The sequence below is a fragment of the Variovorax sp. SPNA7 genome (assembly GCF_033807855.1).
Lineage (GTDB): Bacteria > Pseudomonadota > Gammaproteobacteria > Burkholderiales > Burkholderiaceae_C > Variovorax > Variovorax beijingensis.
The window spans coordinates 5,003,199-5,023,913 of record NZ_CP138513.1 but is presented as its reverse complement, the minus strand read 5'-3'; the positions used below and the strand labels follow the sequence as shown (position 1 = coordinate 5,023,913).

Annotated in this window: 15 protein-coding genes; 6 read left to right on the top strand and 9 right to left on the bottom strand. The window is 69.1% G+C overall.

Annotated elements, in window-relative coordinates; translation table 11 throughout:
* Positions 1-99: 99 nt before the first annotated feature.
* The 6 genes from RZE77_RS23550 to RZE77_RS23525 all read right to left on the bottom strand — a co-directional run bounded on the left by RZE77_RS23550 (position 100) and on the right by RZE77_RS23525 (position 9,149).
* The gene (locus tag RZE77_RS23550; protein WP_319439509.1) at positions 100-4,191 is read right to left on the bottom strand and encodes a translocation/assembly module TamB domain-containing protein; all 4,092 of its coding nucleotides are present in this window, start codon (positions 4,189-4,191) and stop codon (positions 100-102) included.
* Between the two features lie 14 nt (positions 4,192-4,205).
* Positions 4,206-6,140, bottom strand: a complete 1,935-nt coding sequence (locus RZE77_RS23545) for an autotransporter assembly complex protein TamA (RefSeq protein WP_319439508.1) — start codon at positions 6,138-6,140, stop codon at positions 4,206-4,208.
* Between the two features lie 71 nt (positions 6,141-6,211).
* On the bottom strand, positions 6,212-7,399 hold the full coding sequence (locus RZE77_RS23540; protein ID WP_015867239.1) for a vWA domain-containing protein: 1,188 nt from the start codon (positions 7,397-7,399) through the stop codon (positions 6,212-6,214).
* A 25-nt stretch (positions 7,400-7,424) separates the two neighbouring features.
* Positions 7,425-8,021, bottom strand: a complete 597-nt coding sequence (locus RZE77_RS23535; RefSeq protein WP_319439507.1) for a GNAT family N-acetyltransferase — start codon at positions 8,019-8,021, stop codon at positions 7,425-7,427.
* Between the two features lie 25 nt (positions 8,022-8,046).
* Positions 8,047-8,298 carry a hypothetical protein gene (locus RZE77_RS23530; protein WP_319439506.1) on the bottom strand — a complete coding sequence of 84 codons (252 nt, stop codon included), beginning with the start codon at positions 8,296-8,298 and terminating at the stop codon, positions 8,047-8,049.
* Positions 8,295-9,149, bottom strand: a complete 855-nt coding sequence (locus RZE77_RS23525) for an AAA family ATPase (protein WP_319439505.1) — start codon at positions 9,147-9,149, stop codon at positions 8,295-8,297. Before RZE77_RS23525 ends, RZE77_RS23530 begins: the two co-directional genes overlap by 4 nt.
* Before the next feature lie 162 nt (positions 9,150-9,311).
* On the opposite strand from RZE77_RS23525, the gene RZE77_RS23520 reads away from it, so the two are divergent.
* A complete protein-coding gene (locus tag RZE77_RS23520; RefSeq protein WP_319439504.1) occupies positions 9,312-10,004 on the top strand; it encodes a c-type cytochrome in 693 nt (230 codons plus the stop codon).
* Between the two features lie 72 nt (positions 10,005-10,076).
* Here RZE77_RS23520 and pcaG read toward each other — a convergent pair whose 3' ends face one another.
* Together pcaG and pcaH are read right to left on the bottom strand one after the other, a co-directional pair.
* On the bottom strand, positions 10,077-10,685 hold the full coding sequence (gene pcaG, locus RZE77_RS23515; protein ID WP_319439503.1) for a protocatechuate 3,4-dioxygenase subunit alpha: 609 nt from the start codon (positions 10,683-10,685) through the stop codon (positions 10,077-10,079).
* Positions 10,686-10,704: 19 nt separating this feature from the next.
* Positions 10,705-11,421: a protocatechuate 3,4-dioxygenase subunit beta gene (pcaH, locus tag RZE77_RS23510; RefSeq protein WP_319439502.1), complete on the bottom strand. Its 717-nt coding sequence runs from the start codon at positions 11,419-11,421 to the stop codon at positions 10,705-10,707.
* Positions 11,422-11,528: 107 nt separating this feature from the next.
* Here pcaH and RZE77_RS23505 point away from each other — a divergent pair, with 107 nt between their 5' ends.
* A complete protein-coding gene (locus RZE77_RS23505) occupies positions 11,529-12,515 on the top strand; it encodes a LysR substrate-binding domain-containing protein (RefSeq protein WP_319439501.1) in 987 nt (328 codons plus the stop codon).
* Here RZE77_RS23505 and RZE77_RS23500 read toward each other — a convergent pair.
* Entirely contained in the window at positions 12,512-12,946 is a 435-nt protein-coding gene (locus RZE77_RS23500; RefSeq protein ID WP_018906845.1) for a DUF1841 family protein, read from the bottom strand. The two genes, RZE77_RS23505 and RZE77_RS23500, sit on opposite strands and share 4 nt — an antisense overlap.
* Positions 12,947-13,232: 286 nt before the next feature.
* Between RZE77_RS23500 and RZE77_RS23495 the strand changes: the two genes are divergently transcribed.
* From RZE77_RS23495 to RZE77_RS23480, 4 genes are all read left to right on the top strand, one after another.
* Entirely contained in the window at positions 13,233-16,601 is a 3,369-nt protein-coding gene (locus tag RZE77_RS23495) for a hypothetical protein (protein ID WP_319439500.1), read from the top strand.
* A gap of 84 nt (positions 16,602-16,685) precedes the next feature.
* The gene (pal, locus tag RZE77_RS23490) at positions 16,686-17,192 is read left to right on the top strand and encodes a peptidoglycan-associated lipoprotein Pal (RefSeq protein ID WP_319439499.1); all 507 of its coding nucleotides are present in this window, start codon (positions 16,686-16,688) and stop codon (positions 17,190-17,192) included.
* Between the two features lie 78 nt (positions 17,193-17,270).
* A complete protein-coding gene (locus RZE77_RS23485) occupies positions 17,271-20,342 on the top strand; it encodes a glutamate ligase domain-containing protein (protein WP_319439498.1) in 3,072 nt (1,023 codons plus the stop codon).
* On the top strand, positions 20,339-20,635 hold the full coding sequence (locus RZE77_RS23480; protein ID WP_319439497.1) for a hypothetical protein: 297 nt from the start codon (positions 20,339-20,341) through the stop codon (positions 20,633-20,635). The genes RZE77_RS23485 and RZE77_RS23480 overlap by 4 nt, the downstream gene beginning before the upstream one ends.
* Positions 20,636-20,715: the final 80 nt, after the last annotated feature.

Below are 20,715 nucleotides of genomic sequence, written 5' to 3'. Positions count from 1 at the left end.
CCCTTGTCTCCTTCACCGTGCATCGTCGTTCCTTGTTAGAAGGGCGTTAACGATTTTTAACTCTGTGAATTACCGCGGTCAAGGCGGCAGACCCGCAGCTCAGTCGTACTTGAGCGTGTAGATCAGGTCGAGCCCGCTGGTCTGGCCGGCCTGGCCGCGCAGCGTGAGGCGCTGCGTCAGGTCGTAGAAGATGAAGATGGTGCCGAAGGTGCCGCCCAGGCTGCGTTCGTAGGTGAGATAGAAATCCTTCGACAGCCGCTTGCCGAGCGTGACCGCCGACTCGCGCAGGTCGCCGCCGTTGCCGGGGCCCTTGAAGCCGAGTTCGTCCAGGCCGAAGCGGCTGGCCAGGCTGCCGCCGCTCGTGCCCTTGCTGACATGGCCGATCAGCGCGAGCGCCGCCTGCTGCAGCAGCGCCGATTCGCCGCCGCTGGTGGCCGAGGCGCGGCCGAGCACCACCCACGAGAGCGTCTCCGCATCGGACAGCGCGGGCTCCGAATAGAGCTTGACGCGCGGAGACTGCGCGGTGCCCGTGATCTGCACGCCGGCGCGCTGCGAAATGTTGGGCCGGATGGCCAGGATGTCGAGCGCGGGATTGTCGAAGGGCCCGTTGAAGCGGGCCACGCCGGTTTCCACGTCGAGCTGCTGGCCGTAGGCGCGGTACTGGCCGCGCACGGTCTTCACCTCGCCGGTGATGCGCGGCGGCGCATCGAGCCGGGTGCTGCGGATCTCCAGGTCGCCCTCGAGCCGCGTGGTGATGCCGCGCCCCTGCACCGCGAAGTCGTCGCCCAGGTCGAAGTTCACCACGATGTCGGGCGGCTTCGCGGTCTGCGGCTTGGCGGCCTGCGCCTCGTTGCGCGCGGCATCGCGCTGGGCCTGCTCGGCCATTTCGCGGTCCTTGGCGGCGGAGCGCACCACCACGTCGGTGCCCAGGCTCGGCGCGGTCTCGTCGGGAAGGATGATCACCGCGCGGTCGGTCTTGAGCTTGCCGCGCACGCTGAACTGGCCGGCGTCCAGGCGCGCCTGCAGGTTGCCTGAGAGCGTGACCTGCCGGTCGGTGCGCACCAGCACGCGCAGCGCCCGCAGGTCGGCCTGCAGCGCCATGCGGATGCCCGTGCCCGAGGCGCCGGCCGCGCCCCAGGCCATGTCGCCGCGCGCCGAGAGCGAGCCGCCATCGCTCGCAGCCTGGCTGGCCGCGGTGCTGCGGTTGCCGCTCTGGCCGCCGATGCGCACCGTGCTGCCGGTGCCGCCCTTGAGCGTGAATTCGGTGATCTCGATGCGCTCTCCGGTGAGCGTGGCGCGCAGCCGGCCGTCGCGCAGGTCGAGCCCCTCGACCGGCGCGCGCAGCGCGAGCTTGTCGGCGCCCAGCGTGCCGTTCCAGCGCGGCGCCGCGCGGTTGCCCGAGAGCGCGGCATCGGCGTCCAGCGTGCCCGCCACGCGCCAGCCGGGCGGCGCGAGCATCGACCACACGCCGAGGTTGGGCAGCGTGGCCTTGATGTTGCCGGCCAGCGGCGCATCGGGCGCCCATTGCCAGCCGCCCGCGCGCTGCTGCATGCGCGTGTTGAGCTCTGCACCGATCTTGCCCGCGCGTTCGCTGTCCCAGGCCAGCGTGGCGCGCACGGCCTCGCCCTGCGCATCGAGCCGCAGTTCGGCCTGGCGCAGGCCGGCCGGCGTGCTGGGCGTGGTGCCCTGCGCGGTGGCGGAATTCATCGTGCGCTCGCTGGCCGTGCCGGTGCCGCGGCTCGTGATGCGCGTGACCAGCGCGGCCTCGCCCGCCTGCACGCGGATGTCGCCGCTCTGGCGTGCGATCCGCGCATGGGCGCGCAGGGTGTCGCCGGCGTCGATGTCCCAGTCGCCGTCGAACATGAGGTCGCCGGTCACGCCGAGCTCGTTGAAGGTGGCGCTGGCGCCGAAGGCTTCGGCCCAGGCCATCGGAAGGCCCTGCAGCTTGCCTTTGGACTGCAGGCGGAAGGCCTGGTCGGGCGCCGTGCCGCTGCGGGTGAAGCGCAGCGGCTGCCATTCGATGCGCACGGTGCCGGGTGCCGGCCCGCGCAAGGTGGCGGCGGCCGCCGAGGCTTCGAGATCGAGCCGGCTGCTGCTGCCGCTTCCGCTGGTCTTGATGGTGGCGCTGACTTCGCGGCCGAGCTCCAGCGTCCAGGGTGCGCTGGCGGTGGCGGGCCGCGCGCTGTCCTGCGCCTGCAGGCGCAGGCTGGCGAGCGCCGCACGCCATTGGTTGGGGCCCGCAAGGCCGCCGCTCGCGCGCGCATCGAGCGTGAGCTTCTGGGTGCCGGTGCTGGCTTCGCCCTGCAGCGCGAGCGTGGCCTGCGCCAGGCTGCCGGCAAGGTCCGCGTGCAGGTCTTTCAGCTGGATGGTGGTGGCCACGCCATTGCCATTGCCATTGCCATTGGCAGCCGGCATGCGCAGCTCCAGGCGCGGCACGCCGAGCGTGGCCTTGAGGCTGGGCTCCGCAACGCCGCGCCGGGCCGGCGCATTGGGGTTCTCGAGCCGGCGCTGGATGGTCTGCCAGCCGCCCTGCCAGCTGGCGTCGAGCCGCGCGGAGCCCTTGGCGGTGTTGCCCGCGAACAGCTTCGACAGTTCGGGCAGGCCTTCGATCCAGCGCTGCACGGCTTCGGCGTCGTCGATGCGCGCCTTGATCTCGCCGGCTCCCTGCGCCGGCGCGATGCGGCCTTCGAGTTGCGCGCCGCCGCCCGGCAGCACGAGGTCGAGCTTGCCGCTCGCGGCCTGCTCGGCCACGCGCACCTGCAGCCGGCCCCCGATGCTGGCGCGCTCGGCTTCGACGCGCAGCGTGCGCAGGTCCAGCACCTGGTTCTTCCACTGGCCCTGGGCGAGCACGCGGTCGAGGCCGAAGCCGGGCATGGCCGCGCTGCCGGCGCCGCCCGCGGCACGCAGCGCGAGGTCGAAGCCGATGGTGTCCTCGCGCTGCTGCGCCGTGGCCGTGCCGTTGATCGGCGCGCCCGACAGCTCGCTGTGCAGCAGGCCGGGCCGCACGCCGCGCACGGTGGCGCGTGCCTGCCAGGGTGCGGGCGCGGGGCTCCAGCGGCCTTCGGCATCGATGCGGCCGCCGCCGGCGCGCAGCGTGGCTTCGGGAATCGTCCAGTTGGTGCCGTCGAAACCCACGCGCGCCTCGAGCTGTTCGAGCGGCAGCGCGCCCTTGTCCCAGGGGCCGGGCAGCGCATTGCGGATGTTGGCCGAGGCCTGCCAGGCGGCGGGGCCGGTGGCCGCGTCGGGCTGCAGCTCGACCGTGCCGGTCAGGCGGGTGCGCGGTGCGCCGGGCCAGAGGCTGGCCGCATCGACGTTGCGCAGATCGGCCTTGGCGTCGATGACGGGCTGCGGCAGCCAGGGCGCGATGTTCGCCTGCAGCTTCGCTTCCATGGGGGCTTCGGCATCGGGCTCGGCCGGCTTCAATTCGGCGGCCACCTGCAGCCGCGCATCGGTGCCGGCAAGCGTGCCCTTGATGGCGGCCTGGGCCAGCACCTCGATGCTGCGGCCTTCGGCCAGCGGTGCCTTCACGCGGCCGTCGAGCGCGGCGTCGAGCGCCATGGGTGCCGGTCCTTGCAGCTTGACGCGCGCGCTGTAGTGGCCGTCGGCAATGTCGACGCCCTTGACCTCCAGTTGATGCTCCGCGCCGGTGTAGCGGTAGCTGCCCGCGAGCTGGTTGGCCTGGAGCGCGGGCGGGCCGGTCCAGCGCAGCTCGTCGATGCGGAACGGCAGCTCGACCTCGATCGGCAGCGCGAGCTGTTCGAGCGGCTCGGTGGGCGTGTCGCTCGGCGGGCCGCGGCGCTCGATGAGCAGGCGCGCCGCATGCACCTCGCCGAGCTGCAGCTTGCGCTGGAACAGCGGCGCGAGCTGCCAGCCGACGTTCGCCTCGTGCACCTCGACGGCCAGCTTTTCGCTTTGCCAGCGCAGCCAGCCGATGCGCCCGCCCGTGCGCAGCGAGCCCGTGACCTCGCGGCTTTCGAGCGTCTGCCCGGCGGGCAGGTAGCGCGCGGCCTTGGCCAGCGCAAAGGCCAGCGACTGGTTGGAGCCGATCCACCACCACGCGGCCGCGCCGATCACGAGCACCAGCGCGAGCAGGCCCGCCAACGTCCAGCCCAGCGCACGCAGCGCGCGCCGCGTGCGCGAGCGCCGTGCGCGAGCGGGCGGCGTGGACTGGGGTTCGGCGTCGGTCTGCATCGATGGGTGCGCGCTCAGAAAGTGAAGCCCAGGCGAAAGTGCAGGCGGAACTTGCGCGTGTCCACGCCGTAGGCAAGGTCGGCCTGCACCGGCCCGACCGGGCTGCGCCAGCGCGCGCCCACGCCCACGCCGACCTTCGGCTTGAGCTCGCCGGGCTTGTCGGCCACGGCGCCGGCGTCCACGAACACCACGCTCTCCCATTCGGTGAGCTTGTCCTTGTAGACGAAGGGCCGCTGCCATTCGGCGCTCACGACGCCGAGGTAGCGGCCCGCCACGATCTGGCCGTCGCTGCGCACGGTGCCGATCTGGCGATAGCTGTAGCCGCGCACCGTGGTGTCGCCGCCGGTCAGGAACATCAGCGTGGAGGGAATCTGCGCGCTGTCCTTGGCGGATACCGCGCCGGCTTCGGCGCGCAGCTGGAGCCGGCTGCGGCGCGCCAGCGTGGCGGCGTCGCGGTCTTCGGCGAAGCCCAGCGGCACCACGCCGAGCCAGCGCGCATAGGTGCGCGTGAAGGGCAGGCGCTCGCCGGTCAGCGTGTAGCCGGCACCCAGTTCGAGCGCCAGGCCGAAGCCGCGCGTGGGCGCGGCGTTGTCGTCGAAATAGCGGCCGGTCCAGCCCCAGTTGGCGGTCACGGCCGAGGCCGAGGGCGGGGCGTTGGTGCCGCGGTTCTGCGCGTAGTCGTACTGCAGGAAGTAGCTGCGGTCGATGTGGCCGCTGGACTTGCTGCGCCCGCTGCGCAGGCGGCCGCTGTCGACCACGTAGCTGCCCGAGGTTTCGCTCTTGAGCCCGGCGCCCGCGAACCAGCGCCATCCGCGGTCATCGGGAATGGCGTTCCACTCGGTGCCCAGCGACTTGATGTCGCGGTCGACCGACAGCCGCGACACGGCGCGCCAGCCGAGCAGCGGCAGCCGGTTGTGGATGTGGTCCACCGACAGCCGCGGGCCGTTGTCGGTGGTGAAGCCGGCGCCCAGCACCACCTTCTGCATCGGGGCTTCGCGCAGCTGCGCGATCACGGGGGCTGCCAGCGGCGTGCCGCTTTCGGTGTCGAGCGTGAGGAACACCGAGTCGTAGTAGCCGCTGCTGGCCAGGCGCTGCTGGGCGTCGAGCAGCTTCTGCTGGTCGTAGTCGGTGCCGGTGGGGAGCTGCGCGATGCGGCGCGCGCCGTCGGCGTCGTAGCGCTCGGTGCCGCGCAGCACGAGCGGGCCGAAGCGGTAGGCCGGGCCCGACTGGTAGGTGACGCTGAGCCGGGCCTCGTGCCGGTCGGCATCGACCTCGGCGCGGCTCACCGCGACGCTGCCGGTGGGAAAGCGCCTGGCCGTGAGGCTGCGCAGGGCGATGGTCTTGGCGTTGTCCCAGCCCTGCTGCGTGAAGGGCTGGCCTGCGCGCAGCGCCCAGGCGGTGCGGATCGAATCGCGCTGGGCCTCGGCCGTGGGGTCGTCGGCAATCGCGCCGGCGTAGCTGATCTGCACGTTGCTCACGCGCGTGAGCTCGCCCGGTTCCACCGTGATGACGATCTCGCGCGGCGCCTTGTCGCTGGCCGGCGTTTCGTTGAGTTCGAGCGTCAGCGTGGGCGTGAAATAGCCGAGCGTGCCGAGCAGCTCGCGGGCGTTGGTCTCCGCTGCCACCATGAGCCGCGAGATCTCGGTGGCGCCCAGGTCGTCGAGCGTGCGGTAGCGCTGGATGTCCAGGTGCAGCGCGAGGTATTCGCGCACCGTGTCGGGCCCGCGCACATCGACGGTGAAGGCGTCGCGCCGCGGTGCGCTTCGCTCGCCGTCCTTGCGGCCCGTGTCGGCGGCCGCGCCATCGCTGCTGCGCACCAGCGCGGGGGTGGCCGTGTCCTGCGCGCTGTCCTTCTTCGGCAGCAGGCTGCATCCCTGCAAAAGCAGGACACCGCAAAAAAGCAAGGCCGGCAAGCACGCCGGCGCAATGACTGGAACCACCCTGAGCATGGGCGGATTTTGACAGCAAGGCGCGCCGGTTCCGTAAGCATCCGGAAACAGTTCCGGGCTTCGCACCTGCCTTACTTAGAAAGCATTCGCATTGCTTCTTCGAGGCCCCGCAGCGTGAGCGGGTACATGCGGTTGGACATGAGCTGCTGCATCACCGCGATGCTCTGGCGGTACTGCCACACGCCCTGCGGCTCGGGGTTGATCCAGGCGAACTTGGGGAAGGTGTGCGTGAGGCGCTGGATCCATTCGGCGCCGGCTTCCTCGTTGTTGTATTCGACGCTGCCGCCGGGCTGCAGGATCTCGTAGGGGCTCATGGTCGCATCGCCGACGAAGATGAGCTTGTAGTCCTTGTTGTACTTGCGCAGGATGTCCCAGGTCGCGAACTTCTCGGAGAAGCGGCGCTTGTTGTTCTTCCACATGAAGTCGTAGACGCAGTTGTGGAAGTAGAAGAACTCCAGGTGCTTGAACTCGGTCTTCACGGCCGAGAACAGCTCCTCCACGCGCTGGATGTGCTCGTCCATGGTGCCGCCCACGTCCATCAGCAGCAGCACCTTGACGTTGTTGTGGCGCTCGGGCCGCATCTTGATGTCGAGGTAGCCGGCATTGGCCGCGGTCGAGTGGATGGTGTCGTCCAGGTCCAGCTCTTCCTCGTGGCCCTCGCGCGCGAACTTGCGCAGCCGCCGCAGCGCCACCTTGATGTTGCGCGTGCCGAGTTCCTGGCTGTCGTCGTAGTCTTTGTAGGCGCGCTGGTCCCACACCTTCACGGCGCTCTTGTTCTTGCCCGCGCCGCCGATGCGCACGCCCTGCGGGTTGTAGCCGCCGTGGCCGAAGGGCGAGGTGCCGCCGGTGCCGATCCACTTGTTGCCGCCCTCGTGGCGCTCCTTCTGTTCCTCGAAGCGCTTCTTGAGCGTTTCCATGAGCTCGTCCCAGCCCATCTTCTCGATCTTGGCCTTTTCCTCGGCCGTGAACTCGCGCTCCAGCGTCTTGCGCAGCCAGTCGAGCGGCACTTCCTTGGTGAAGTCGGCCAGCATCTCCACGCCCTTGAAGTAGGCGGCGAAGGCGCGGTCGAACTTGTCGTAGTGCTTCTCGTCCTTGACCAGCGCGGTGCGCGAGAGATAGTAGAAGTCGTCCAGCCCGAAGGCGCCGTCGGAGTTGGGGCCCACCACGTCGGCCTGCAGCGCCTCGAGCAGCGTGAGGTATTCCTTGACCGAGACCGGCAGCTTGGCCGAGCGCAGCGTGTAGAAGAAATCGATCAGCATGGTCGGGCTTTCCTTGGGCTTCTCTTCAGCTTCGCGGCTTGTCGAGCAGGTAGAGCAGCTGGGCCTTCACCTCGGGCCACTCGCCCGCGGCGAGGCTGTACATGACGGTGTCGCGGATGGTGCCGTCGCGGCGCATCGCATGGCCGCGGATCACGCCGTCCTTTTTGGCGCCGAGCCGCTCGATGGCCCGCTGCGAAGCAAAGTTGAAATTGTCGGTGCGCCAGCCCACCACGTTGCAGCCGAGGGTATCGAAGGCGTGCGTGAGCATGAGCAGCTTGCAGGTGGTGTTGACGTGGGTGCGCTGGCAGCGCCGGGCATACCAGGTGTAGCCGATCTCCACGCGCTTCACGGCCGGCAGGATGTCATGGAAGCTGGTGCTGCCGAGCACGGTGCCGGTTTCGGCCTCGGTCACGGCAAACGCAAAGCGGTGGCCGGCCTCGCGCCCCTGCAGCGCAGTTTCGATGTAGGCGCGGGTCTCGTGCGGCTCGGGCACCGAGGTGACGCGCAGCTTCCAGAGCTCGCCGTCGGCCGCGGCGGCGCGCAGGCCTTCTTCATGGGCGAGCGCGAGCGGCACCAGCGCCAGGTCGCGGGCTTTCAGCGTGACAGGTTCGACGAACGCCATCTTCAATATCCCCAGCGATTGTTTTTCAGCCTCTCGGCTTGCCGTACTTGCGGTCGTACCAGGCCCGGGCCAGCTGCACGCCGCCACCGCCGCCAATGCCGATCAGCACGATGCCGAAGATCTCGCGGTTGCCATAGCCATTGGGGCCGAAGGCATCGAGCCCCAGCTTGAGCCCGATCCAGCGGCCGAGCAGCGCACCCGCCACGAACAGCACCGCCTGGGCCACGCCCAGCTTGAGCAACTGGCCCGTGGGATGCGGCCGTGGCGATTCGCTCATCGGTTGTTCCGCTGCATGAAGACCAGCTTCTCGAACAGGGTCACATCCTGTTCGTTCTTGAGCAGCGCGCCCACCAGCGGCGGCACGGCCACCTTGTCGTCCTTGCTCTGCAGGGCCTCGAGCGGAATGTCCTCGGCCACCAGCAGCTTGAGCCAGTCGAGCAACTCGGAGGTGGAGGGCTTCTTCTTGAGGCCGGGCAGGTTGCGCACATCGTAGAAGGTCTTCATCGCGGACGTGAGCAGCTCCTGCTTCAGGCCGGGGAAATGCACCGCCACGATGCTCTTCATCGTTTCCGCGTCGGGGAACTTGATGTAGTGGAAGAAGCAGCGGCGCAGGAAGGCGTCGGGCAGCTCCTTCTCGTTGTTGGAGGTGATGAACACCACCGGCCGGTGCTTGGCGCGGATGAGCTCGCGCGTCTCGTAGCAGTAGAACTCCATGCGGTCGATCTCGCGCAGCAGGTCGTTCGGGAATTCGATGTCGGCCTTGTCGATCTCGTCGATGAGCAGCGCCACCGGCTGGTCGGCCGTGAAGGCCTGCCAGAGCACGCCCTTGACGATGTAGTTCTGGATGTCCTTGACGCGCTCGCCGCCGTCCACGTCCGCCAGCTGCGAGTCGCGCAGGCGGCTCACGGCGTCGTATTCATAGAGGCCCTGCTGCGCCTTGGTGGTCGACTTGATGTGCCACTGCAAAAGCGGCAGCCCGAGCGATTGCGCCACTTCCTCGGCCAGCATGGTCTTGCCGGTGCCGGGCTCGCCCTTGACGAGCAGCGGGCGCTTGAGCGTGATGGCGGCATTGACGGCCAGCATCAGGTCCTGAGTGGCGACGTAGTTGTCTGAGCCCTTGAATTTCATGAGTGAACGCGAGCAGGGTGGAGAAGGCGGGGTGGAGAAAAGAACACACTCGATTCGCTTCGCGCAGCCACTTGGACGGCTTGAAGGGGTTCCCGGAGGACCCTTGCATATAATCGAATGTTGATTCGAAAAACTGTATCTCCACGAGATTGTGCGCGCAAAATGAACAAGTTGTTGACCACGATGTTTGCCTTCGCTGTCGCTTGCGTGACGGTCTCGGCGCAAGCCCAGCAAGTCACGGGCAATGCCCAGGAGGGCGCCAAGAAGGTTGCCATGTGCGTGGGCTGCCACGGCATCATCGGCTACCAGGCCAGCTTTCCGGAGATCCACAAGGTCCCGATGATCGCCGGCCAGAGCGCCAGCTACATCGCCGCCGCCCTCACCGCCTACAAGGGCGGCGACCGCAAGCACCCCACCATGCGCGCGATTGCCGACACCCTGAAGGAGCAGGACATCGCCGACCTGGCCGCCTACTACAGCCAGCTGGGCCTGAAGGAAGGCGACGCGCCCCCGGCCGCGCTCGCCAAGCCCATGCCCGAGAACGTGCAGGCCCTGGTGTCGCGCGACAAGGACAACAGCTGCACCAAGTGCCACGGCGCCAACTTCAACACGCCCAATGACGGCACGGTGCCCAAGCTGGCCGGCCAGCATGCCGACTACCTCTTCGTGGCGCTCAAGTCGTACCGCGTCAAGAACAACCTGCACCTGGGCCGCTCGAATGCGGTGATGGCGCAGCAGGTCGAGCCCAAGAAGTTCACCAACGCCGAGCTCAAGACGCTCTCCAGCTACATCAGCTCGCTGCCCGGCGATCTCAAGACGGTGCCGGATTCGCGCATCCACCGCGCTCCGCAGTAAGCGCCGCTCCCCGTCCCATGAAGAAAGCCCGCATCGAGCGGGCTTTCTTGTTTGCGGGGCCGGTTGGTGTGTTCAGACGTCGAAGAACACCGTCTCCTGCGGTCCCTGCATGCGGATGTCGAAGCGGTAGCTCACCGCTCCGCCTTGCTCCACGCGCTCGGCAATCAGCGTGTGGCGGCGCTCGGCCGGCACGCTGGCCAGCACGGCGTCCTTGGCATTGGCTTCGGCTTCGTCGCTGAAATACACGCGCGTGAACGCATGCAGCAGCAGGCCGCGCATCAGCACGATCGCATTGATGTGCGGGGCTTCGCCCGGCGTTTCGGCGCCCGGCTTCACGGTGTGGAACACGAAGCGGTTCTGCGCATCGGTGCCCGTGCCGGCACGGCCGAAGGCGCGAAAACCGATCTCGCGGGCCTCGGCGGGCGTCTGCGGATAGCGGCCCTCGCCGTCGGGCTGGCTGATCTCGACCAGCGCATCGCCAATGGGGTTGCCGTCGCCGTCGATCACGCGGCCTTCGAGGCGGATGCGTTCGCCGGAGGCGTTGTCCAGCGCCACCACGGCGTCGAAGGGCTGGTCGAAGTCGTAGCCGTACTGCGCGGCGGTGAGGCCGTAGGCGAAGTAGGGGCCCACGGTCTGGGAGGGGGTCTGGCCGAAGTCGGCTTCCTGTGCGGTCATCAACATGGTGTGTGCTCCTTCTGGCTCAGCGGTTCTCAAAGGGTGTTTCGTCGGCGCCGCGCAGCACGAGGTCGAACTGGTAGCCGAGCGCGTAGCCTTCCTCGGTGATGTCGAGGCTGAAGTCGGCAATCAGCCGGTTGCGGTAGCGCTCGGGCGTGCCGGTGACCATGGGGTCGTACTGCAGCAGCGGATCGCCGGGGAAATACATCTGCGTGACCAGGCGGCTCGCAAAGCTCTGGCCGAACAGCGACAGGTGGATGTGCTGCGGGCGCCAGGCATTGGGGTGGTTGCCCCAGGGATAGGCGCCGGGCTTGATGGTGAGGAAGCGGTAGCGGCCCTCGCTGTCGGTCAGGCAGCGGCCCGCGCCCAGGAAGTTGGGGTCGAGCGGCGCGTCGTGCTGGTCGACCTTGTGCACGTAGCGGCCGGAGGCGTTGGCCTGCCAGAGCTCGACCAGCGTGTTGGCCACGGGGCGGCGGCGCTCGTCGAGCACCTGGCCGGTGAGGATCATGCGTTCGCCGAGCGGCTCGCCGTTCTTGCGGGCATTGCGCGTCAGGTCGTGGTCGAGCGCGCCGATGCTGTCGTGGCCGTACACCGGCTGCTGCAGTTCGCCCAGCGAGGCCTTCAGCGGGACCAGGGGCTTCTGCGGGCCGCGCTTCGCGGTCGACTTGTAGCCGGGGTAGATGTACGAGGGGTGGGCTTCCCAGTCGCGGGGGGTGAGGATGGCCGGTGTTTTCGTCAACATGTCGTTGTCTCCTGTCGTGGGACGAATCGAATTCGGAAGCTGAACTTTAGAAGCCGCGTTCGATGATGTAAATTGAAGATTGGTCTGTTTTGCATAACCATCAGTAATTGAAAACTCCCGCCGATCTTCGCCAGGACTTTGTGCGCAACGTGCAGCTGCGCCACCTGCGCTGCCTTGTCGCGGTGGCGCAGGAGCGCCATCTCGCGCGCGCCGCCGAGCGGCTGTCGCTGAGCCAGCCGGCGGTGTCCAAGACGCTTTCCGAGCTGGAGGCCATCGTCGGGGCGCGCCTGGTCGAGCGCGGCAATGCCGGGCGGCGCGGCGTGCAGGGGCTCGCACCGGCCGGCGAGCAGCTGCTGGCCCATGCGCTGCGCGTGCTCGAGGCCATCGACGCCAGCGCGCAGGCGGTGGCGCCGGCCTCCGGCGAGCGCGTGGAGCGGCTGCGCATCGGCGCGCTGCCGAGCGTGGCGCCGGCACTGCTGCCGGCGGCGCTCGCGCGCTTTCGCGAGCGCTGGCCTTCGGTGCAGGTGGTGGTGAAGAGCGCGGCCAACCCGGTGCTGCTCGACGAACTGCGCGCCGGCGAGCTCGACCTGGTGGCCGGCCGCATGAGCGATCCGCGCCTGATGGGCGGGCTCAGCTTCGAGCTGCTCTACACCGAGCCGCTGGTGTTTGCGGTGCGCCCCGGCCATCCGCTGGCGGGGCGGTCGACCCGGGCGGTGTCGGTGCAGGCGGTGCTCGGCTTTCCGCTGGTGGTGTATGGCGAGGGCACCATCCCGCGCCACAACACCGAGAGCTTCCTGTCGGCCCGCGGCCTGGCGCTTCCGGCCCACGCGCTGCAGACGCTCGACGTCGCGGTGGCGCGCGGCCTGGTGGCGGTGTCCGATGCGGTCTGGATCACCCCGCTGGGCGCCGCGCGCGGCGAACTGGCCGACCAGCGGCTGGTTCGGCTGCGCATCGAAACCGCCGGCACCGACGAGCCCGTGGGCCTGCTGCTGCGCAGCGACGCCGAACCCTCGGCGCTGCGCGGCGCCATGGCTGCGCTGCTGCGCGAGGGAGCGAAGCAGCAGGGTGCGCTGCCTTCCCGGAAGGCCGGCTAGTCCTTGGTGGCGCGGCGCTGCACACAGGCCACGTAGCCGTCGCCATCGGGTGGCCGGCCGGCGCGCTGGCTCTCCCACATCATCTGGCCCAGGCACTCCATGGCCTCGTGATGCGCATCGAGCAGCGAGCCGCGGCGGGCGGCCAGCAGCTCGACGGCCTGGCGGATGCCGCGCGGCTGGTCGATGGAGCATTGCTCGCTGATCGAAAGATGCATCGACAGGTGCAGGAACGGGTTCTCGCGGCCGTTCGAGCCGTCGTACACGCGGGCCACCGCGGCATCGGCGTCGGCCAGGTCCTCGTGGTATTCGGGGTGCGCGTCGATCCATCCCGCGGCAATCGTCTCGAGCGCTTCCATCGGCAGGCCTTGGCGGTGCTTGGCGTACACGTCGCAAAAGAAGCGGCGCACGTCTTCCTGGGAGGGATTGAACATATCTGTATGGAGAGGCTGGAAAAGGAAAAAGAGGAAGAAAAATCCGCGTGCCCGCAGGCCCGAAAGGCGCCCGATGTTCCGGTAGCGGGACGTTACATTGTTACGTAACGAACGGCCAAAACAGTGTCCAAAGCGCTGTTCCGGCCGACCGCACGCACATCGCTTTTCAGAAAAATATCCATATAAATCAATAGCTTGCGTTCTTGGCGAACCGGTGGCTCAAAAGAGTTGGCAGCGCGGCACGCTAGTTGCCCCTGTAGATGCATCTTTTGTCACAGAGGCTGTCATGAACGCACCACAAGCACCGACCAATTCGACCGAAGGACTTGCCGCCAGTGGCGTTGCTCCTGTGGTCATCGCCCAAGCCACCAGCACACCGCTCGGCGCACCCGCCGCGATGAGCTCGTCGGCACCTGCCGCGGCTGCGGCGGCACCCGCGAGCGTGGGCACATTGTCCAATGCTACGCCGGGCGTCGCAGTGATGCGCGACGGTGTCCGCATTCCGGTGGACGGCAACCAGACCCTGATCGCGGGTGACCGCGTGATCGTTCCCGAAGGCGGGCAGGCCAACGTCCTGTTCCCCGGCTCGGCCACCAACAAGGCGCCGCTGGCCGGCGTCTTCACCAGCGGCACCGACGCCACCATCGGCTCGACCAAGCTGCCGGGCGGCCTCGAACAAGTGAACGTGGACGTCGCCTCGGGCGACCTGCAGGTGACCCCGCCCGACAGCGACGCCGACGCGGCCGCACTGGCCGTGACCAAGAAGGTCGCGGCCGGCAGCGGCCTCGGCCTCGGCGAATTCGCACTCGGCGCACTGGGCGCCGCTGCGCTTGGTGCCGCGCTGGGCGGCGGTGGCGGTGATGACGGTGGAGTGATCCCGTTCTTCGCCGGCGGTGGCGGCGGTGAGGGCGATGCGGATGCAGACGCCGACGCAGATGCCGATGCGGATGCCGACGGTGATGCGGATGCGGACGCCGATTCTGATTCCGATGCGGATTCCGATGCGGATGCGGATGCGGATGCGGATGCGGACGCTGATGCCGATGCGGACGCTGATGCCGACGCTGATGCCGATGCCGATGCCGATGCCGATGCCGATGCCGACGCAGACGCAGACGCAGACGCAGACGCAGACGCCGATGCCGATGGCGACGACGGCCTGCTCGATCCGGGCGACGGCGCAGCCGGCGGCCTGGTCGGTTCGATCGGCGACACCGCGGGTCTAGGCGATTCGCTCGACCCGGTGCTGGGCGTGGTCGACGGCGTGACCGACGTGGTCGACGACGTGCTGGCCCCGGTGCTCGGCTCCGACTTCTCGGAAAACGATCCCAACCAGCTCGATCCGGCCGACGATTTCGTCGAGACCGTGGCTGAAGGCGTGGGCGGCGTGGCCAGCCCGATCGTCGACGGCCTCCTGGGCGAAGGCGCGACGGGTGCGCTGGTCGACCAGCTGGTCAAGCAGGTCGACTACGTCACCGACGCGCTCCAGAACGGTCTGGACAACCTGGTGGGCGAGGAAGGCATCCTGGGCGGCCTCACCGGCAGCCTCGGCCTGAACGACGCGCTCGACGGCCTCGTGGGTGAAGAAGGCGTGGTCAGCGACGTGGTGGACGGCCTGCTCGGCCAGGACAGCCTCCTCGCCGGACTCGTCGGCGAAGAAGGCCTGGTGGGCGGCCTGCTCGCCGAAGGCGGCGCGCTGGACGGCCTCATCGGTGAAGGCAGTGCCATCGGCAGCCTGCTGGACAACGTGATCGGCGACGACGGCATCGTCGGCGGCCTGCTGGGCGAGGACGGCGCCCTTGGCGGCGTGGTCGGCGGCGTATTGGGCGAAGAGGGCCTGCTGGGCAGCCTGATCGGCGAAGGCAGCCCCGTGGGCAGCCTGCTCGGCGGCGACGGCGTGGTGGGCGGCCTGCTTGGCGGTGACGGCGCGCTGTCCAGCTTGCTGGGCAGCGACGGCCTCACCGGCGGCCTGCTGGGCCAGGACGGCGTGGTCGACAACCTCCTGGGTGCCGACGGCGCCTTGGGCAGCCTGCTCGAAGAAAGCCCGCTGGGTGGCTTGCTCGGCGGCGAAGACGGCCTGCTCGGCGGCGTGACCGATGGCGTGCTGGGTGAAGACGGTTTGCTGGGCGGCGTGCTCGGCGAAGACGGCCTGGTCGGTGGCCTGCTCGGCGAAGACGGCTTGCTCGGCACCGGCGGCGCCATCGGCAGCCTGCTTGCCGAAGACGGCTTGCTCGGCGGCGTGCTCGGCGAGGACGGCCTGGTCGACAACCTGCTGGGCGACGAGGGCCTGCTGGGCGGTGTGCTCGGCGAAGACGGCCTGCTGGGCGGCCTGTTGGGCGAAGACGGCGTGGTCGGCGGCTTGCTGGGCGGTGATCTGCTCGGTGGTGACCTCCTGGGCGGCGTGCTCGGTGAGGACGGCATCGTCGGCGGCCTGCTGGGTGGCGATCTGCTCGGTGGTGACCTGCTGGGTGGTGTGCTCGGCGAAGACGGCATCGTCGGTGGTTTGCTGGGTGGCGATCTGCTTGGCGGTGACCTGCTGGGCGGCGTGCTGGGCGAAGACGGCATCGTCGGCGGCTTGCTGGGTGGCGACCTGCTTGGCGGTGACCTGCTGGACGGCGTACTGGGCGAAGACGGCCTCGTTGGCAACCTGCTCGGCGGCGATCTCCTGGGCGGCGACTTGCTCGGCGGCGACCTGCTCGATGGCATCCTTGGCGAAGACGGCCTCGTCGGCAACCTGCTCGGCGGTGATTTGCTGGGTGGCGATCTGCTTGGCGGTGATCTGCTCGATGGCGTGCTGGGCGAGGACGGCCTTGTCGGCAACCTGCTCGGTGGCGACCTCCTGGGCGGCGACCTGCTTGGCGGTGACCTGCTCGACGGCGTGCTGGGTGAAGACGGCCTTGTCGGCAACCTGCTCGGCGGCGACCTCCTGGGTGGCGACTTGCTCGGCGGCGACCTGCTCGATGGCATCCTTGGCGAAGACGGCCTCGTCGGCAACCTGCTCGGCGGCGATCTCCTGGGCGGCGACCTGCTTGGCGGGGACCTGCTCGACGGCGTGCTGGGTGAAGACGGCCTCGTTGGCAACCTGCTCGGCGGCGACCTCCTGGGCGGCGACCTGCTTGGCGGTGACCTGCTCGACGGCGTGCTGGGTGAAGACGGCCTCGTCGGCAACCTGCTCGGCGGCGATCTCCTGGGTGGCGACCTGCTCGGCGGTGACCTGCTGGGCGGCGTGCTCGGCGAAGACGGCATCGTCGGCGGCCTGCTCGGTGGCGATCTCCTGGGGGGCGACGACGGCCTGGTCGGCAGCCTGCTCGGCAGCGACGGCCTGCTCGGTGGCCTGCTGGGCGGCAGCGGCCCGGCGGCCAACATCCTGGAGCCGGTGCTCGACACCGCAAGCACGCTCGGCGAGGCACTGGAGCCCGTGGTGGCTGCCGTGTCCGAGGTGGCAGAGCCCGTGACCGACATCCTGGCCGGCGCAACCCCGACGCTCGCCCCGGTGATCGAGACCGTCCACAACAGCCTGGTGCACACCGTGGAGGACGCCGCTCCGATCGTGACCGACGTGGTGACCCCGATCACCAGCCTGGTGGACCAGGCCGCCGGCACCGGCAGCGTTCTCACCCCGGTGGCGAACATCCTGCACGGCCTGCTGGGCTAAGGAACAAGAGCAGTAGAGGAGAAGGAAGAAAAACAACGCACCAGGGCCAGGCCGCCGCGGCCTGGCCCGCGAAAGGAAATTGATATGAAGATGAAGAACAGCAGCTACCGGATACTGACCATCGTCGCCCTCGCAGCAAGCCTTGCCGCTTGCGGAACGGCCTCCAAGAGCGGTCGCGAGGACGCGACCTACTACTACTCGAACAAGGCCCAGGTGGCGAAGGTGGAACCACCCCCGCCCGCACCGGTGCAGAACGGCCCCGTCGCGCTGAAGATCGTGTACTTCGACTTCGACAAATACGACATCAAGCCGCAGTACCGCAACGTGGTGGAAGCGCATGCGAGCTACCTCAGGAACCGTCCCGCCAGCAAGGTGGTGATCGAGGGCCACACCGACTTGCGCGGCGGCCGCGAATACAACCTCGCGCTGGGCCAGCGCCGGGCCGAATCCGTGCAGCGCGCGCTCACGCAGCTTGGCGTGCCGGGCGAACGGATCGAGGCCGTCAGCTGGGGCATTGAAAAACCCGCGTCGCTCGAAACCACCGAGGAGGGCCATCAGCTCAATCGCCGAGCCGAATTCAGCTACCGCTGAAACACGGAGAAACGCGATGCCTTCGATGGGAGTTCCCGGTCCGGGTGCGACCGGCCTCCCGCATTCGACTGGGGCCGAATGATGTCCTTCTCCGACCAGCTCCATGCCTGCCACGAGCGCCTGGTCTCGGTGTGTGCGGCGCTGCCGGCGCCTTATCCGGCCTTTACGCTTTTCTTCTCGGTGAGCGACGGGTCGCAGCGCGCGCACGTGGTGCACGCGCGCGCGGCCGATTTCGAAACCGCGTGGAATGAAGGCGCCGAGGCCGTGGAGCGCTGGGTGCGCGACTGCGGCATCGTCTCGCCATGGCTGCGCATCGACTGGGTCGAGGGCGCAAGCCCGATCGACTGGGCGCAGTTCAAGGCCCAGCTCGCCGGCGTCAAGCGCAACTACTTCCGCCTCGGCCTGGCCTTCGACCAGGACTTCGAGACCGCGTTCACCGAGCAGGAGCTCAACGCCAACGCCATGCTGAGCGGCGATTCGACCATTGCGCATGCCGTGGTGAATGCGCGCAACTTCGAGGTCTATGCCCAGGCGCGCTTCGCACGCGCGCTGCCGCTCGAGCTGCCGGCCGACCAGCGGGTCTACCTGCTCGCGACCGTGGGCGTGTTCTGCCAGGCCGACTGCGTGGTGCACAAGCTCGTGGGCACGGGGCTGGATGCCGGGCGGCGCCAGGCGCCGGCGCTCGCGCCGCAATCGGCGCTCGACCTGGTGCGCAGCGGCGCTTCGTACCTTGCGCGCCAGGTGCAGGACGACGGCCTCTTCGTGTACGGCTACTTCCCCTGCTTCGACCGCCGCATTCCGACCTACGACGCCATGCGCCACGCGAGCGTACTCAGCGCCATGATCGAGGCGTGGGAGCTCATGCGCGACGACAAGCTGCGCCTGGCCATCGACCGCGCGCTCGACCATCTCGCGAACACGCTCATCCGCAGCTACACGCTTGCCGACGGCACCGAGGTCGCTTTTCTCGTCGACACCGGCGAAGAGATCAGGCTGGGCGGCAATGCCGCCTGCGTGCTGGCCCTGGTGAAGTACTGCGAGGCGATGGACACGCGCGACTGGCTGCCGCTGCTGGAAAAACTGGCGCTGGGCATCGCCTCGCTGCAGGATGGCGCCACCGGCAGCTTCAGCCATGTGCTCCATGCCGGCGACCTGCGTGTGAAGCAGGCCTCGCGCGTCATCTACTACGACGGCGAGGCCGCCTACGGCCTGATGCGCCTGTACGGCCTCACGCGCGATGCAAGGTGGCTCGCCGTGGTCGAGAAGGCCTTCGACCACTTCATTGCAAGCCAGCACTGGCAGGCGCACGACCATTGGCTGAGCTGCTGCGTCAACGAACTCACGCGCTGGAGCCCGCAGGAAAAGTACTTTCGCTTCGGCCTGCAGAACGTGGCCGGCTACCTCGACTTCGTGCTCGACCGCAAGACCACCTTTCCGACGCTGCTCGAGCTCATGCTCGCGGCCCAGCAGATGCTGCAGCGGCTCGAGGCCACGCCCGCCATGCGGCACCTGCTGGACGAGCTCGACACCGAGAAGTTCTACCGCGCGCTGGAGTACCGCGCCCACTACCTGCAGAACGGCTTCTTCTGGCCCGAGATGGCGATGTACTTCCGCCGGCCTTCCACCATCGTCGGCTCCTTCTTCATCCGGCACCACGCGTTCCGGGTGCGCATCGACGACGTGGCGCAGTACGTGTCGGGCTTCGTGGCCTATCGCCGCTACTTGCTGGAGCGCCCGGCCGTGCCCGGAGCCGGCAGCGCGAGGGACGACGGCGCCGCCTGGACCGCGAGCGAAATGGCGCGGGTGACCGGCGGCGAATGGGTGGTGCGCCCGGAAGACGGCTGGCGCGCCAGCGGCGTGACGCAGCGCTCCTTCCTGCGCAAGGGCCGCGTGGTGTTCGAGCACCAGGCGCGGCCCTCGAAGACGCCGCTGGCCGCGGTGGCGCTCAAGGGCGTGCTGCAGCCGGCGGCCGCCGTGCTGTGCACCGATCCCGCACCGCATCTCGACAAGCGGGTTCCCGTGCTCCAGGTGCCCGACGTGCTGCAGGCCGTGCTTGCGCTGGGCGCGCATGCGCGCACCGAGTTCACGGGGCGCGTCTGCGGCGTGCTGGGCAGCGGCACGGGCGGCAGCACCGTGGCCGCGATGCTGGCCGACGCGCTGGCCGTATGGGGCGAGGTCGGACGGCCCGAAGGCAACGTCAGCCTGCCCTCGGGCATGGCCTGGAACCTGACCTGCATGCCGCGGCATGCGGCCTACTGGGTGCTGGAGATGGGCTCGCCGCACATGCTGGCCTCGACCCAGCTGGTGCGGCCGATGCTGGCCGTGGTGACCGGGCTGTCGGCCGCGTCGCAAAAGCACCGCGGGCCGTCGGAAGCCGCCGCGCGCATGGACAGCCGCATCTTCGAGGGCATGGCACCCGGCGACAGCGCGGTGCTGAACCGCGACCTCCCCGAGTTCGCGACCTTTGCCGAAGCCGCCATGGCGCACCAGCTCCAGATCGTGACCTATGGCGAGCACAAGGACGCCGACGTGCGGCTGCTCGCCTTCGACCACGGCGAGGTGCAGGCGCAGGTGCTCGGCGAGCCGTTCCAGCTTCGGCTCAATGCGCCGGGGCGCCACATGGGCGCGAGCGCCGTGGCCGCGCTGGCGGCGCTGCAGGCGATGCGCCTGAAGCTGGCCGCCGCGGTCGAGCCCTTTGCGCAATTCGAGCCGCCGGGCGGGCGCGGCGCGCTGCACACCATCCACATCGGCGGGGGCAGCTTCAAGCTGATCGACGAGACCTACGACGCCAACCCGAGCTCCATGCGCGCCGCGCTCGAGCTGCTGTCGCAGGCGCCCTGCGAGCCGGCACGGCGCGTGGCGATCCTCGGCGACATGCAGGAGCTCGGCCCCGCCGCGCAGCGGCACCACCTCGACCTGGAGCCCGAGCTGCTCGCATCGCAGCCCGACCGTGTGCTGCTGTGCGGCCCGCTGATGCGGGCGCTGCATGCGCGCATCCGCACCAAGGTCCGCTCGCATTGGTTCGTCGATGTGTCCGATCTGTCGACCGCGCTGGGCGGCCTGCTGCAGCCGGGCGACTGGGTGCTGGCCAAGAGTTCTGCCGGTGTCGGCCTGTCCCGGCTGGCCCGGGTTCTGAAAGCATTGCCATGATCAAACTGAACGCTCAGGCGTCCTTGCCCTATCAACGCCAGGCCGCGCCGCAGCGCCGGTGGTGGCTGGGCTGGCTGCAGCTGTTCTGCGCATGGCTGCTTTGCATGTTGCTGTGTGCCAACGTCGCGCTGGTGCTGGCCCAGGGCTTGCCGAAGCACGAGGCGGCCCCCGTCGCGGCAAGAAAAGCGGTGGACTGCAGCCTGGCGGTGGAGGCCGCGGGGGAGGCTGCTCCGGCCCCGGCGGAAACGGTGTCGCACACGCTGAGACGTATGTCACGCTGCAGCGCTTCGTAAGCATAGATTTTGTCTTGTAACAACTGGGTAACAGTCGATAATGGCGCAGGCGTCATTGCCGGACGGATCGGCCCTTTCCC